The following is a 15,828-nucleotide window of genomic DNA, read 5'->3' on the forward strand; positions in this document are numbered from 1 at the left end:
AATATTGCAAAAATATTTATATTGTATAATATAATAGTTTATAGAGATAAGTTATAATTAAATTAGGAAAAGGATTTCATTTTCATATGCTAAAATATGAGGAGGGAAAAGGATGTTTGATGAAAAGAAAATTGAAGAAATAAAAGCAGGTAAAGAAAGTTGGGAAAGTGGAAAGGTGAAAAAAGCAATAGATAAATTCCCAGAGAGAAAAGAAGAATTCACTACTAGTTCAGGTTTTGAAGTAGAAAGACTTTATACTCCAGAAAATATAGAAGATTTTGATTATAATGAAAAACTAGGTTATCCAGGACAGTATCCATTTACAAGAGGAGTCCAGCCTACAATGTATAGGGGAAGACTTTGGACAATGAGGCAATATGCAGGATTTGCTACAGCAGAAGAATCAAACAATAGATATAAATACTTATTAGAACAAGGACAAACAGGTCTTAGTGTAGCTTTTGATTTACCTACTCAAATTGGATATGATTCAGATCATTCTCTTAGCGAAGGTGAAGTAGGAAAGGTAGGAGTTGCTATTGATTCATTAAAGGATATGGAAATACTATTTGATGGTATACCATTAGATAAAGTAAGTACTTCCATGACTATAAATGCTCCAGCCAGCGTATTGCTTGCCATGTATATTGCAGTAGCAGAAAAGCAAGGTGTATCTAAAGATAAACTTAGAGGTACTATTCAAAATGATATTTTAAAAGAGTATATTGCAAGGGGTACTTATATATTTCCACCAGAACCTTCAATGAGACTTATTACAGATATATTTGAATATTGCTCAAAGGAAGTTCCAAAATGGAACACCATAAGTATTAGTGGCTATCATATAAGGGAAGCTGGTTCTACAGCAGCTCAAGAAGTTGCATTTACTCTAGCTGATGGAATTGCTTATGTAGAGGCAGCTCTAAAGGCAGGATTAGATGTGGATGATTTTGCACCTAGACTTTCGTTCTTCTTCAATGCGCACAACAATTTATTAGAAGAAGTAGCTAAGTTTAGAGCAGCAAGAAGAATTTGGGCAAATATCATGAAAAACAGATTCAATGCAAAGAAAGAAAAATCTATGATGCTTAAGTTCCATACTCAAACTGCAGGTTCTACTCTTACAGCACAACAACCAGATAACAATATTATAAGAGTTACTATACAGACTCTTGCAGCAGTACTTGGAGGAACTCAATCTCTACACACCAATTCAAGAGATGAAGCATTAGCATTGCCGACAGAAGAATCTGTAAGAATAGCACTAAGAACTCAACAAATAGTGGGATACGAAAGTGGAGTTACAGATACTATAGATCCATTGGCAGGTTCTTATTATATAGAAAGCTTGACGGATAAAATTGAAGAAGAAGCTATGAGATATATAGAGACAATAGATGAGCTTGGAGGAGCACCTAAAGCTATTGCAAAAGGATATATACAAAAAGAAATACAGAATAGTGCATATAAATATCAAATGGCAGTAGAAGAACAAAAAGAAATAGTAGTAGGTGTGAATAAATTCCAAATAGAAGAAGAACATCACAAGGATATATTGAGAGTTGATCCCGAAGTTGAAAGACTTCAAAAAGAAAAACTGGCAAAATTGAGACAAGAGAGAGATAATGAAAAAGTAAATGAGACCTTAGAGAATTTAAGAAAGTCTGCAGAAGGAGAAGAAAACTTAATGCCATTTATATTGGAATCAGTAAAGACTTATGCAACCTTAGGAGAAATATGCGATGTTTTAAGGGAAGTATTTGGAGAGTATGAACAATCAGTAATTTTATAGTTTATATTAAATATAAAATCAATTTCTTTATAAAAAAGGAGGCAAAAATATGGATAGGCCAATTAGAGTATTGGTAGCAAAACCAGGTCTTGATGGACATGATAGAGGAGCTAAAGTTGTTGCAAGGGCACTTAGGGATGCTGGAATGGAAGTTATATATACAGGACTTAGACAGACACCAGAACAAATAGTAGCAGCTGCTATACAAGAAGATGTAGATGTAGTTGCCATGAGTATTTTATCAGGGGCTCATAATCACTTGTTTCCAAAGGTAGTAAATTTGCTTAGAGAACAGGGTGTTGATGATGTACTTATATTGGGAGGTGGAGTAATACCTGAAGATGATATTCCAGGATTAAAAGAAGCGGGAGTGGAGGCAATATTTACACCAGGTACTTCCACAAAGGATATTGTTGATTATATAGAGGCTCATATAAAAAGATAATACAGGTGGTGTTATAAGTTGAATTTAGAAGAAAGGCTGCGTAATGGCGATAAAAGAGCTTGTGCAAGGCTTATAACTATGGTAGAAAACAATGAAAAAGAGGCTTTTGATATTTTAAAAAAGTTGCATAAACATACAGGAAACGCTTATATCATAGGGATCACTGGGCCTCCTGGAAGTGGAAAGAGTACTCTTACAGATAGGCTTACAAAAGAACTTGTAAAGAGAGGAAAAAAAGTAGGTGTCATAGCCATAGATCCAACTAGTCCTTTTACAGGAGGGGCTATACTTGGAGATAGAATCAGGATGAGTGATTTAGCTTTAGACAGCAATGTGTTTATAAGAAGCATGGGTACAAGGGGATCTCTTGGCGGACTTTCTAAAGCTACTCAAGGAGCAGTGAAAGTTCTTGATATATATGGAGCTGATATAATTTTCATAGAGACAGTAGGAGTAGGACAATCGGAAGTTGATATTGTTAAAATGGCCGATACTGTTCTCATGGTTATGGTTCCGAATTTAGGAGATGATATACAAGCTATAAAAGCTGGAATCATGGAAATTGCTGATGTGTTTGCAATAAATAAATCTGATTTAGATGGAGCCGATAAGACACAGCTTGAAATTGAGATGAATTTAGATTTGAATGGAAAAATGGATTATAGGCCTCCGGTATTAAAAGTATCAGCAGGTAAGAACAAAGGTATAGATGAGCTTTTAGATAAACTTATAGAGCATAAAGATTATTTAGAAAGTACTGGAGAACTTGAGAAAAGAAGAAATAGAAATACAAAACTTGAAATTGTTAAACTTGTAGAAGAAGAGCTTATGGAAATGATTCTTTCAAAGACTAGAGAAGAGGATATATTAGATGAGCTATCTAGTCAGATAGTTTCAAGGAATCTAGACCCATATACAGCAAAAGATAAAATAATAAATTTGATAAAGTAAAGGGGGGAAAAACATGGTACAAAAGGTAGATCATATAGGAATAGCTGTAAAAAATTTAGATGAAGCATTGAAATTTTATGAAGATGTATTAGGTCTTAAATGTGCAGGAAGTGAAGTAGTAGAAGAACAAAAAGTAAAAGTAGCATTTCTTCCAATTGGAGATACAGAAGTAGAACTATTAGAATCAACAGAAGAAGATGGACCTATTGCAAAATACGTAGAAAAAAAAGGAGAAGGTATTCAGCATATAGCCTATAGAGTTGCCAATATAGAAGAGGCTATAGAAGAAATGAAGTCAAAGGGCATTAGAATGATTGATGAAAAGCCTAGATATGGAGCAGGTGGCGCTAAAATTGCCTTCCTACATCCAAAGAGCACTCATGGAGTACTTATAGAGCTTTGTGAAAGAGATTGAATCAAAAAGGAGGGGCAAAATGAAAGTTGAAAAACTAGTAGAAGCCAAGGAACAGATAAAACTTGGTGGAGGAGAGAAAAGAATTGAAAAGCAGCACAACGCAGGTAAACACACAGCAAGAGAAAGATTAGATTTGCTTTTTGATGAAGGCAGTTTTATAGAAATTGATGCCTTTGTAACACACAGATGTACAAATTTTGATATGGAAAATGTAGAAGCACCAGCAGATGGAATAGTGACTGGATATGGTACTGTAAATGGCAGATTAGTATTTGCATATGCTCAAGATTTTACAGTCCTTGGAGGTTCATTGGGAGAAATGCATGCTGCAAAGATATGTAAAGTTCAAGAAATGGCTATGAAAATGGGTGCACCAATTGTAGGATTTAATGATTCTGGTGGAGCAAGAATTCAAGAAGGAGTAGATGCCCTATCAGGGTATGGGAAGATATTTTATAGAAATACACTAGCTTCAGGAGTAATACCACAAATTTCAGTTATAATGGGACCTAGTGCTGGAGGTGCAGTATATTCACCAGCTCTAACAGATTTCATATTCATGGTAGAAAAGACAAGTATGATGTTTATAACTGGGCCACAGGTTATAAAAACTGTTACAGGAGAAGAAGTATCCCAAGAAGAACTAGGTGGTGCTATGACTCACAATAGAACTAGTGGTGTAGCACATTTTGTAGATGCAAGTGAAGAAGAATGTATTGAAAGAATAAAGAGACTGCTTAGTTTCTTGCCGTCAAACAATTTAGAAGATCCTCCATTTATTGAAACAGAAGATGATATAAATAGAATAGAAGATAAATTAAATGAAATAGTGCCAGAAAATCCAAATAAACCTTATGATATGAAAGAAATTATAACTACTATTGCAGATGATGGAGACTTCTTTGAAGTACAACCTTATTTTGCTCAAAATATGATAGTAGGATTTATAAGATTAAATGGAAGTACAGTTGGAGTTATTGCAAATCAGCCAAAGGTATTGGCAGGATGTCTTGATATAAATGCATCAGACAAGGCGGGTAGATTTATAAGAACTTGTGATGCTTACAATATTCCAATACTTAATTTAGTTGATGTGCCAGGATTTTTACCTGGAACTGAACAAGAATATGGTGGAATCATAAGACATGGTGCAAAAATGCTTTATGCTTATAGTGAAGCAACAGTTCCAAAGGTTACTCTTATCGTAAGAAAGGCTTATGGTGGGGCTTATCTTGCTATGTGTAGTAAGGATCTTGGAGCAGACCAAGTATTTGCATGGCCAAATGCAGAAATAGCCGTTATGGGGCCAGATGGGGCAGCTAATATCATATTTAAAAAAGATATTAAAAATGCAGAAGATCCAATAGAAATGAGAGCTGAAAAGATAGAAGAATATAGGGATACTGTAGCAAATCCATATATTGCAGCATCAAGGGGATTTGTAGATGATGTAATAGTTCCAAGCACTACAAGACAAAGACTTGTAAGCGCTTTTGATATGCTTCAAAGTAAAAGGGAGAATAGACCTAGTAAAAAACATGGGAATATACCCCTATAAAGAGGTGATTTAATTTGTTAGGAGACAGCGTTACTATAGGACAAAGTTTGATGATTACAGTTTTTAGTATGGCAATAGTTTTTATAGCACTACTTGTTATTTCATATCTGATAGATGGGTTGAGAGCTATTGCGTCAAAAGATAATGGGAAAAAGACTGTAGAAGAAAAATTAGAAATAGAAGAAAAAAAAGATGTTGTTGAAGAAAATTCAAATGAAGAAAATGAAGAAGAACTAGTAGCAGTAATAGCAGCAGCAATTGCAGCAAGTCAAGGGATTGATGTTTCAGATGTAAAAATAAGTAGTATAAAAAGGGTACCCCAAAACACTCCTGTATGGTCAAGAATGGGAAGACAGGAACAAATATTTGGTAGATTATAAGGAGGCTAAAGAATGAAAAAATATCTTATAACTGTAAATGGAAATGAATATGAAGTAGAAGTAGAGGAATTGTCAAATGGGCAAAGAGAAGAAAAAACAATAAATAGACCAGTAGTAGAATCAAAACCACAATCAAAACCACAAGCAGCAAAGAAAGAAGAAAAGAAGGCTGTAAATGTACCAGCTGGAGCAGAAACAGTAGAAGCTCCAATGCCAGGAACAATACTTAGAATAAATGTAAATGTAGGTGATGAAGTAAAAGCAGGACAGGAGTTGTTAATTCTTGAAGCAATGAAAATGGAAAATGAAATATTGGCTCCAAGAGATGGAAAGGTGGCAGCCGTACACGTATCAAAAGGTGCTTCTGTAAATACTGGAGATAAATTAGTGTCTATTGAATAAAACACTAAAGAAAGGAAGGTAAACTAAATGTTACTTGAGATATTAAAAGAATTTTTACAAAGCACAGGATTTGCTGCCATAACATATAAAGAAGTTATAATGCTTTGTATATCCTTTATACTTCTTTATTTAGCTATAAAAAAGGAATATGAACCCCTCCTTTTAGTTCCAATAGCTTTTGGAATGTTACTGGCAAATTTGCCGCTAGGAGGGCTTATGGATCCTCCGATAGTTGAAGTGGTAGAAAAGTCTGGGGTACTTGTTCCTGAGACAAAACAAGTAGGAGGACTATTATATTATTTGTATCAAGGTGTCAAACTTGGAATATATCCACCACTAATATTTTTAGGTGTTGGAGCTATGACAGATTTTGGACCACTTATTGCAAATCCTAGAAGTATTTTACTGGGAGCGGCAGCTCAATTTGGAATATTTTTCACTTTCATAGGGGCTATATTGTTAGGATTTACAGGTCCTGAAGCAGCAAGTATAGGAATAATAGGTGGAGCAGATGGGCCTACAGCTCTTTATTTAACTAGTAGACTTGCTCCTCATCTTCTTGGACCAATAGCTGTAGCTGCATATTCATATATGGCGCTAGTTCCAATCATACAACCTCCTATAATGAGAGCTCTTACAACTAAAGAACAGAGACAAGTAGTTATGGAGCAATTAAGACCTGTATCTAAGAAAGAGAAAATAATATTTCCAATAATGGTTACAGTACTAGTTTCACTATTGCTTCCTTCAGCAGCACCACTTATTGGGATGCTTATGTTGGGGAATTTGTTTAGAGAGTCTGGTGTAGTAGATAGACTTTCAAGCACTGCACAAAATGAACTTGTAAATATAATAACGATATTCTTGGGAACTACCGTAGGAGCAACAGCTAATGCACAGACATTTCTTTCTCCATCAACTCTAAAGATAATACTACTTGGGCTAATTGCTTTTTCATTGGGAACAGCAACAGGAGTATTATTTGGAAAGTTAATGTATAGAACAAGTAAAGGGAAAGTAAATCCTCTTATAGGTGCAGCTGGAGTTTCAGCAGTACCTATGGCAGCAAGAGTAGTACAAAAAAGTAGGACAAGAAGAAAATCCAAGGAACTTCTTGCTTATGCATGCAATGGGACCAAATGTAGCAGGGGTAATAGGTTCCGCTGTAGCAGCAGGACTTCTTCTTATGTTCTTCGGATAAAAATATTAGCGGGGGAATTCCTCCGCTAATTTATTTGTGGAAAGGAGATGGGAAAATGTATAGTGGATATATAACGGATGTACCAGGGATAGAGGTAGGTCATGGTGAATCTTTAGAAGGCATGACAGGTTGCACGGTTATTCTTTGTGAAGATGGTGCAGTAGTAGGAGTAGATGTGAGAGGTTCTGCACCAGGGACTAGGGAAACAGATCTTTTAAGACCAGAGAAAATGGTAGATAAGGTACATGGAATAGTTCTTTCAGGAGGTTCAGCCTTTGGTCTTGATGCAGCTAGTGGTGTCATGAAATATTTAGAAGAAAATGGAGTTGGATTTGATGTGGGAGTGACAAAAGTTCCTATAGTATGCAGTGCGGTTATATTTGACTTAAATATTGGAGACTATAGGATTCGACCTGATTATAATATGGGATATGAAACAGCTAAAAGTGCCAATGAAACTGAAAATAGGCAAGGAAATATTGGATGTGGCATGGGGGCTACAGTAGGGAAAATTTTAGGCCCTGAAAATTCAATGAAGTCAGGACTTGGCAGTTCCAGCATAAAAATTGGTGAACTATGGGTAGGTGCTATAGTAGCAGTAAATAGTTTTGGGGATGTATATGATTATGAAAACAATAAAATTTTAGCAGGAACTTATGATTATAAAGAGAAAAGACTATTAAATTCTTATAAAATAATGAAAGATCAAGGTAAAACTGTAGGATTTCCTATGAAGAACACTACTATAGGTGTAGTTGCAACCAATGGAATACTTTCAAAGGCTGAAGCAAATAAAGTTGCACAAATGGCGCAAAATGGATTAGCTCGTTCTATAAATCCAATACATACTATGTACGACGGAGATACTGTATTTGCTATGTCCACAGGAAAAGTGAAGGCAGATATAAATCTTATAGGCACTGTAGCTAGTGAAATCATGTCAAAGGCAATAGTCAATGGAATATTAGCAGCAGAATCTTATGAAAATATATTGTCATATAAAGATATAAATAATTCTTAATAAATGTTGAAATTTTATCAAATACATTTTAAAATGGTCTTGTAAGAATGCTAAAGCTAGCATCCTTTATTAGGAGCTGGACTGTTTTGTACAATTTCAAAACATCGTCTAGTATCTATTCTAGAACTAGAACGGAGGTAGAATTATGGAAAAGAAAAAGTTTACTGTCAAAAAAATGGCTGTGGCAGGAGTTCTTGGTGGAATTTCTGCTGTTTTAGGACTTACACCTCTTGGATTTATTCCTGTTGGGCCTACTAGAGCTACAATCATGCATATTCCTGTTATTATTGGAGCGATAATGGAAGGACCATTAGTTGGAGCACTGGTTGGGCTGATATTTGGCTTGTTTAGTATTTTACAAGCTATTATGAATCCCACACCTATTTCTGTCGTGTTTTTAGATCCCTTGGTTTCAGTAGTTCCTAGAGTACTTATAGGTATAGTTTCTTACTATGTCTATGTTTTATTTAAAAGACTTGGACAAAAGGCATCAAAGATAACATTGTACTCTATATGGGGAATAACTTTATTCTATTTAAATTTTAATCTTTTTAGAAATATAGGCAATAAAGAAATAAGTTTGTGGGTACAGATATTTAATATTATTTTAATAGGACTGACTATTTTTATAGGATATTATTCCAACAAGAAACTTAAGGAAAGTGCTATAGAAGTAGTAGTATCAGCAGCAGCAGGAACTCTTACAAATACAGTAGGGGTATTATCAGGAATATATTTTATACATGGAGAACAATATGCTTTAAAATTAGGACTTGATCCAAGTACTGCAGGAAAAGCCATTTTAGGCATAGGAATAACTAATGGAATTCCAGAAATAATAGTGGCAATGATAATTGTAACCAGTGTAGTTGCATCTCTTAAAAAGAGTGCTTAGTCCAAAGGATGGTGAAAAATTTGTTATTGGTAATAGATGTAGGAAATACTAATGTGGTTTTAGGAGTATATAAAGAAAATAAATTGTTAAATGATTGGAGAATAGCTACTGACAAAGATAGGACATCAGATGAATATGGATTGTTGTTGGAGCAAATTTTTAAATATCATGGCCTTTGCCCATCAGATGTAAAAGATGTAATCATTTCATCTGTAGTACCTACATTGATGTATACAATGGAGGCAATGAGTATAAAATATTTTCAATGTACTCCACTCACTGTAGGGCCTGGAATAAAGACTGGCATGAACATTAAGTATGACAATCCTAAAGAAGTTGGTGCAGATAGAATAGTTAATGCTGTAGCAGCTTATGAAAAATATGGGGGACCATTAATAATCGTAGATTTTGGAACTGCTATAACATTTTGTGCAGTTTCAAAAGAAGGAGATTATTTAGGAGGTGCTATTGCTCCAGGAATAAAGATTTCAAGCGAAGCATTATTTCTTAGAACAGCCAAGCTGCCAAAGGTAGAATTAGTAAAACCTGAAAGAGTTATATGTAAAAACACAGTATCTAGTATTCAATCAGGTCTAATTTATGGATATGTAGGATTGGTAGACAATATAATTGAGAGAATGAAAGAAGAACTTAGTAGAGAAGGAAAAGTAAAAGCTGTAGTAGCTACAGGAGGATTGGCAAGTTTGATTGCCAGTGAAAGCAAAGAAATTGATGTAATAGATAAGATGCTGACATTGGAAGGACTTAGAATAATTTATGAAAGAAATGTGTAGAGTAGCCTTAAAGGGCTACTCTTTTGATAATTGAGGTGATAATGTTGAAAATAGGAGATGTAAATCTAAATGGAAATGTTTTCTTAGCTCCTATGGCAGGAGTCACAGATTTGCCTTTCAGAATGATATGCAAGGATATGGGAGCTAGTTTAGTATATACAGAAATGATAAGTTGCAAGGGACTTTATTATAAAGATGAAAAAACTAAAGAATTGACTAGTGTAGATGAAAGAGAGAGACCAATAGCTGTACAGATATTTGGCTCAGAACCGTCTATTATGAGGCAAGTAGTCAGTGAATATTTAAATGATAGAGACGATATAGATATTATTGATATAAATATGGGTTGTCCTGCACCAAAGATAGTGAGAGGCGGAGAAGGAAGCGCCCTTATGAAGAGTCCAAACTTAATTAGACAAATAATCAAGGAAATAGTAGATGTATCCAAAAAGCCTGTTACAATTAAAATAAGAAAAGGATGGGATGATTCAAATATAAATGCGGTAGAGATAGCTAAAATAGGTGAAGAAGAAGGAATAAGCGCTATAACTATTCATGGACGGACAAGAAGTATGTTCTACTCAGGAGAGGCAGATTGGGACATCATAAAAGAAATAAAGGAAGTTGTTTCCATACCAGTCATAGGTAATGGGGATATATTTACAGTAAAAGATGGAATGAGGATGTTAGAATATACAAATTGTGATGCCATAATGATTGGAAGAGGAGCTAGAGGGAACCCCTGGATATTTAAAAATATATTAGAATATATGAATGATGAAAAAGTAAATTATCCTACAGATGATGAAAAAATAGAAAAAGCTATAGAACATTTAGAATTAGTTTGTGATTTTAAAGGTGAAAAAACTGGAGTACGAGAAATGAGGAAGCACATAGCTTGGTATTTAAAGGGGTTAAAAGGTGCGAATCAGATAAAGAATAGCATAAATACTATTCAAACATTAGAAGGTATGAAAACACTTTTACGTGACTATACTGATAGCTTAAAAAGGTAAGAATAATAAAATAAAAGAATACCTGTATTAATTAACTCATATAATACAATACTAAAATACTTAGCGAGGGGGATTGTTATGTTTTGAATTTATATATATACTCGATCCAGAAATTTACACTAGGTATTTAAAAAGAGGTGTGTATAAGTATGTACCTAAAGTATGGCTAAAAAAAATGAAGCCAAAAGAAGTTGTGAATTTTACTAATGAGAAAGGGGATGTATTGGGTAAGGGTATTGGAGTTTTTCTTGAAAACAATGAAAAGACTAAAGAAGAATATATAAATGGGGTGATAGATGGAGTAGAAGTTTTTAAATCAGAACAAACGGGAAAAATTTTATATGATGATATTTATATATTTAATAGGAAGGATAGACATTATATCAGAGAAAAGACAGGATTAGAAATAGCAGATGGAATGGAGGTACTTATATATTTTTTGCCCTATGTATTAAAAGAACTATTGTATTTGTGCGATGAAAAACTATGGAATAGTGAAATACTAATGGTGAGTGATGGCAGCAATTTACCTTATAAATTGATAGAAAGGCTTTCCAAGGAAGTTAGATTCTTGACAATATTAGAAGATAAAAAAGAAAATGCTCAAAAAAACATTGATAAAATTTACAATGATACGGGACTGTCAATATTTTATTCACAAAATGTTGATAAAATATTGATGAATTATAATATAATTATAAATTTTAAGGATAATATTTCTGTAGATACAAAAAAATTGAGGGGCAAAACTATTGTATTTGATTTAAGTGTGGGGCAAAACTTTTCAGAAGAAATAAACAATATAAATAAAAGTGTAATAACAATAGAGGACTTTTTATTTCATTGGAAAGATTTGATTGTAGAGAAAGATTTTTTTCATACTGAAGAATTGATACCTTCTTATAAATATGAAGTTTTTAATAGATATAATATAAAAGATTTTAAGCAATTATTAGTAAGAAATGAAAAATACACTTTAGAAGAATTGGTTCAAACTAAAATAAGAAATAGAATACACATATAGGGACTTGACAATAAATTGCAGCTAAATTATAATAGTCTCCATATAAAGTGTATTGGGGTTTGAGGTTTAGGTCATTTGAACCTAGAACAAATAAAAGAAAGGGAGAGAGAAAAATGACTGAAAAAGAAGTTTTTTTAACTGTAGAAGGGTTAAAAAAATTGGAAGACGAATTGGATGAGTTGAAAACTGTTAGAAGAAAAGAAGTGGCTGAAAGAATAAAGCAAGCATTAGCTTTTGGAGATATAAGTGAGAATTCAGAATATGATGAAGCAAAAAATGAGCAAGCTCAATTGGAAGAGCGAATTGTAAAACTTGAAAATATGCTTAGAAATGCAAAAATTATTGATGATGAGGATATATCAACAGATAGAGTGAGTATTGGCTCCAGAGTTTGTGTAAAGGACTTGGAATATGATGAAGAAATAGAGTATACTATAGTTGGGTCAGCTGAAGCAGATCCTTATGAAGGTAAAATCTCAAACGAATCTCCTGTTGGGAATGCAATATTGGGAAGAAAAAAAGGAGATATTGTAGAAGTACAGGTACCAGATGGTAAAATTAAATATGAAATTCTTAGTATAGCAAGATAAAAACAAGGAGGGTTTTTATATGGCAGGTACGGAAGAAAACCTTAATGAGATGTTGGTTTTAAGGAGAGAAAAATTAGAAAAACTTACAGAGATGGAAAGAAACCCTTTTCTCATTGAAAAATTTGATTTTACTCACTATAGTAGTGAGATAAAAGAAAAATTTGAAGAAATGGAAGGCAAAGAAGTTGCTGTAGCAGGAAGACTTATGTCTAAAAGAGGACATGGAAAGGTAAGCTTTTTAGACCTTCAAGATAGTGAAGGAAGAATACAAATATTTGCTAAAAAGGATCTTTTAGGAGAAGAAGAATATGAAATATTTAAGTTATACGATATTGGCGATATTGTAGGTGTCAATGGAGAAGTATTTAAAACTCAAACAGGTGAAATTTCCATTAGAGCTACAAAGATAATTCTTTTGAGTAAATCTATTCAAATTTTACCTGAAAAATTTCATGGACTAAAAGATCCAGATTTAAGATACAGACAAAGATATGTAGATTTAATAATGAATCCTGAAGTTAAAGAAACTTTTATATTGCGTTCAAAGATTATAAAAGCTGTAAGACAATTTTTAGATGATAGAGGATTTATAGAAGTAGATACACCAATACTTAGTCCTATTGCTGGTGGAGCAAATGCAAGACCATTTATTACCCATCACAATGCATTAGACATAGATATGTATTTAAGAATTGCAAATGAACTTTACTTAAAGAGACTTATAGTTGGTGGGTTTGATAAAGTATATGAAATGGGCAGAATGTTTAGAAATGAAGGAATGGACTATAAACATAATCCAGAGTTTACAAATATAGAATTGTATCAAGCTTATGTAGACTATGAAGAAATGATGAGACTTACAGAAAATTTGGTAGCTTATGTAGCAGAGAAGACATTAGGTTCAGCGGTTATAACATATCAAGGCAAGGAAATAGACTTGACTCCACCTTGGAGAAGACTTGATATGGAAGATGCTATAAAGGAATATGCAGGAGTAGACTTTAGCAGTATAAATACTGATGAAGAAGCATTGAAAGTAGCTAAGGGAAAAGGTATAGAAATAAAACCTGGAATGACAAGAGGTCATGTAATCAGTGAAATGTTTGAAGAGTTTTGTGAAGAACATTTAGTTCAACCTACATTTGTCATAGGTCATCCTGTAGAAGTTTCTCCACTTGCTAAGAGAAATCCAGAAGATCCAAGAAAGACAAATAGATTTGAGGCCTTTATAAATACTTGGGAAATAGCAAATGCATTTAGTGAATTAAACGATCCAATAGATCAAAAACAAAGATTTGTAGATCAATTAAAACAAAAGGAATTAGGGGATGATGAAGCTCATATGATGGATACGGACTTTGTCAATGCCCTAGAAGTAGGACTTCCACCAACAGGAGGACTTGGAATAGGAATAGATAGAATGATTATGCTACTAACTGATCAGTCAAGCATCAGGGATGTAATATTGTTTCCAACAATGAAACCAATAGATAATGAAGATAATGAAAATGATGAAGAATAAAGTAAAGTGAGTCAAATATTTGACTCACTTTATCATTTTTTTGGAGTGTTTGTTTTATAATAAATAAAATACTTAAAAAAACTTATGATATAATTAAAGATAGTTCATAGTTAAGAGGCGATTTATATGTATACATTGGAAGAATTAGAATACATAGTTTCAAAATGTAATAGATGTGAATTGTATAAGGGTAGGACAAATACTGTATTTGGAGAGGGAAATAAACAGGCGAAAATCATGTTTATAGGAGAAGGACCAGGATATTACGAGGACAAAATGGGGAGGCCTTTCGTAGGAAAAGCAGGTCAGCTTCTTGACAAGATGCTTGAAGCAATTGCTCTTAAAAGAGAAGAAGTTTATATTACAAATATTGTTAAATGTAGGCCGCCAAACAATAGAAACCCATTAGAAAAGGAAAGTAAGATCTGTATAGAATATTTGAGATGGCAAGTAAAGATAATAGATCCAGATATACTAGTTTGTTTAGGAGCAGTATCAGCAAGGAATATAATTAGTTCTGATTTTAAAGTGACAACGGATAGAGGAATATGGGTCAAAAAAGGAAAATTCTACATAATGCCTACATATCATCCGGCAGCCCTATTGAGAGATGAGAGTAAAAAAAGAGGAGCATGGGAAGATTTTAAGAGTATAAAGGAAAAATATATGGAAATAAAATATATGTACTAGAAAGGATGATTTATTTGAAGCATGAGAGAATTCAGAGTTTAAATAATAGAATTCTTGAAGAGTATACAAATGAGAAGATTGTATTGGGTGATGGCAATCTAGATTGTTCAATAATGCTTATAGGAGAAGCACCAGGTGCAAAGGAAGTTGAACTAAAAAAGCCCTTTGTAGGGCAGGCAGGAAAGTATCTTGATGAGTTCATTGAAGTTTTAGATATTGGAAGAGAACAGTTATATATAACAAATGTAGTTAAATATAGGCCTACAAAAAAGAGTACAAAGACTGATGGGGTGGTAAATAGACCACCAACTAATGTTGAAATTGAAAAATTTAAAAAATATTTGATTGAAGAAATTGATATTATTGAACCTAAGATAATAGTGCCTCTTGGAAATACTCCTATTAAAGGTATATTTGAAGACAATTTTAAAATAGGTGAAGTTCATGGGAAGGCCCTTGAAATTAACATAAAAGGAAAAGAATACAAAGTATTTCCTCTATATCATCCAGCAGCAGTTATATACAGGAGAGAATTAAAAGCTGTGTATTTAGATGATCTACAAGAACTAAAAAAATTAATGAGAAAAAAGTGTTGACATACTAATAAAAAGGGTGTATGATAAAAATCCATCACAAAACGAGTTGAAAAAACGAGTTTAAAAAAAGTGATGGATTCTTAAAAAAAGTTGTTGACATTGGAATTAAAATCTGGTATAGTTTTAAGAGTTGACACCAAAGTCAACAGTGAACTTTAAAAACTGAACAGTATGAAACAATCCTTGAGTTTAATTAAATTTTATTAAGACAGGTAAAACTTTTTTATGAGAGTTTGATCCTGGCTCAGGACGAACGCTGGCGGCGTGCCTAACACATGCAAGTCGAGCGAAGAATATATAAAGAAATCTTCGGGTGGAAATATATATTTCTTAGCGGCGGACGGGTGAGTAACGCGTGAGGAACCTGCCTTGTACTAGGGGATAGCCTCGGGAAACCGGGATTAATACCCTATGATACTTGAAAATCGCATGATTTTCAAGTCAAAGCGATTAAGCGGTATAAGATGGACTCGCGTCCCATTAGCTAGTTGGTGAGGTAATAGCTCACCAAGGCGACGATGGGTAGCCGGCCTGAG

General features: G+C 33.6%; 16 protein-coding genes, 1 rRNA gene and 1 pseudogene. All 18 read left to right on the forward strand.

Annotation, left to right across the window (positions count from 1 at the left end):
* The first annotated feature begins 112 nt into the window (after nucleotides 1-112).
* Nucleotides 113-1,792, forward strand: coding sequence for an acyl-CoA mutase large subunit family protein (locus BUA21_RS09905; RefSeq protein WP_072744669.1), 1,680 nt, complete (start codon nucleotides 113-115; stop codon nucleotides 1,790-1,792).
* A 49-nt stretch (nucleotides 1,793-1,841) separates the two neighbouring features.
* Entirely contained in the window at nucleotides 1,842-2,237 is a 396-nt protein-coding gene (locus tag BUA21_RS09910; RefSeq protein ID WP_072744670.1) for a cobalamin B12-binding domain-containing protein, read from the forward strand.
* Nucleotides 2,238-2,255: 18 nt separating this feature from the next.
* Complete coding sequence (meaB, locus tag BUA21_RS09915) at nucleotides 2,256-3,188, forward strand: methylmalonyl Co-A mutase-associated GTPase MeaB (RefSeq protein ID WP_072744671.1); 933 nt, start codon at nucleotides 2,256-2,258, stop codon at nucleotides 3,186-3,188.
* A gap of 13 nt (nucleotides 3,189-3,201) precedes the next feature.
* Nucleotides 3,202-3,603 (forward strand): methylmalonyl-CoA epimerase, encoded by a 402-nt coding sequence (gene mce, locus BUA21_RS09920; RefSeq protein ID WP_072744672.1) that lies wholly within the window; start codon nucleotides 3,202-3,204, stop codon nucleotides 3,601-3,603.
* Nucleotides 3,604-3,622: 19 nt separating this feature from the next.
* The gene (locus BUA21_RS09925; protein ID WP_072744673.1) at nucleotides 3,623-5,161 is read left to right on the forward strand and encodes an acyl-CoA carboxylase subunit beta; all 1,539 of its coding nucleotides are present in this window, start codon (nucleotides 3,623-3,625) and stop codon (nucleotides 5,159-5,161) included.
* 14 nt (nucleotides 5,162-5,175) lie between these two features.
* Nucleotides 5,176-5,541, forward strand: coding sequence for an OadG family protein (locus tag BUA21_RS09930; RefSeq protein ID WP_084604240.1), 366 nt, complete (start codon nucleotides 5,176-5,178; stop codon nucleotides 5,539-5,541).
* 12 nt (nucleotides 5,542-5,553) lie between these two features.
* The gene (locus BUA21_RS09935) at nucleotides 5,554-5,943 is read left to right on the forward strand and encodes a biotin/lipoyl-containing protein (RefSeq protein ID WP_072744674.1); all 390 of its coding nucleotides are present in this window, start codon (nucleotides 5,554-5,556) and stop codon (nucleotides 5,941-5,943) included.
* Between the two features lie 27 nt (nucleotides 5,944-5,970).
* A pseudogene (locus tag BUA21_RS09940) lies at nucleotides 5,971-7,144 on the forward strand (sodium ion-translocating decarboxylase subunit beta).
* A 55-nt stretch (nucleotides 7,145-7,199) separates the two neighbouring features.
* Nucleotides 7,200-8,165, forward strand: coding sequence for a P1 family peptidase (locus BUA21_RS09945; protein ID WP_072744675.1), 966 nt, complete (start codon nucleotides 7,200-7,202; stop codon nucleotides 8,163-8,165).
* 145 nt (nucleotides 8,166-8,310) lie between these two features.
* Nucleotides 8,311-9,060 (forward strand): ECF transporter S component, encoded by a 750-nt coding sequence (locus BUA21_RS09950; RefSeq protein WP_072744676.1) that lies wholly within the window; start codon nucleotides 8,311-8,313, stop codon nucleotides 9,058-9,060.
* Between the two features lie 20 nt (nucleotides 9,061-9,080).
* Nucleotides 9,081-9,854: a type III pantothenate kinase gene (locus BUA21_RS09955; RefSeq protein WP_072744677.1), complete on the forward strand. Its 774-nt coding sequence runs from the start codon at nucleotides 9,081-9,083 to the stop codon at nucleotides 9,852-9,854.
* A gap of 41 nt (nucleotides 9,855-9,895) precedes the next feature.
* Nucleotides 9,896-10,870: a tRNA dihydrouridine synthase DusB gene (gene dusB / locus BUA21_RS09960; protein ID WP_233242600.1), complete on the forward strand. Its 975-nt coding sequence runs from the start codon at nucleotides 9,896-9,898 to the stop codon at nucleotides 10,868-10,870.
* Nucleotides 10,871-10,943: 73 nt separating this feature from the next.
* Nucleotides 10,944-11,894, forward strand: coding sequence for a hypothetical protein (locus tag BUA21_RS09965; protein WP_072744679.1), 951 nt, complete (start codon nucleotides 10,944-10,946; stop codon nucleotides 11,892-11,894).
* Nucleotides 11,895-12,007: 113 nt separating this feature from the next.
* Entirely contained in the window at nucleotides 12,008-12,484 is a 477-nt protein-coding gene (gene greA / locus BUA21_RS09970; RefSeq protein WP_072744680.1) for a transcription elongation factor GreA, read from the forward strand.
* 19 nt (nucleotides 12,485-12,503) lie between these two features.
* Nucleotides 12,504-14,006 carry a lysine--tRNA ligase gene (gene lysS / locus BUA21_RS09975; protein WP_072744681.1) on the forward strand — a complete coding sequence of 501 codons (1,503 nt, stop codon included), beginning with the start codon at nucleotides 12,504-12,506 and terminating at the stop codon, nucleotides 14,004-14,006.
* 126 nt (nucleotides 14,007-14,132) lie between these two features.
* Nucleotides 14,133-14,696 carry a uracil-DNA glycosylase gene (locus BUA21_RS09980; RefSeq protein WP_143147155.1) on the forward strand — a complete coding sequence of 188 codons (564 nt, stop codon included), beginning with the start codon at nucleotides 14,133-14,135 and terminating at the stop codon, nucleotides 14,694-14,696.
* Nucleotides 14,697-14,710: 14 nt separating this feature from the next.
* A complete protein-coding gene (locus BUA21_RS09985; RefSeq protein WP_234973704.1) occupies nucleotides 14,711-15,292 on the forward strand; it encodes a uracil-DNA glycosylase in 582 nt (193 codons plus the stop codon).
* A gap of 221 nt (nucleotides 15,293-15,513) precedes the next feature.
* Nucleotides 15,514-15,828, forward strand: a 16S ribosomal RNA gene (locus BUA21_RS09990); the annotation flags it as partial.

Origin of the sequence: Sporanaerobacter acetigenes DSM 13106 (assembly GCF_900130025.1) — a bacterium.
In the GTDB taxonomy this organism is placed as follows: Bacteria; Bacillota; Clostridia; order Tissierellales; family Sporanaerobacteraceae; genus Sporanaerobacter; species Sporanaerobacter acetigenes.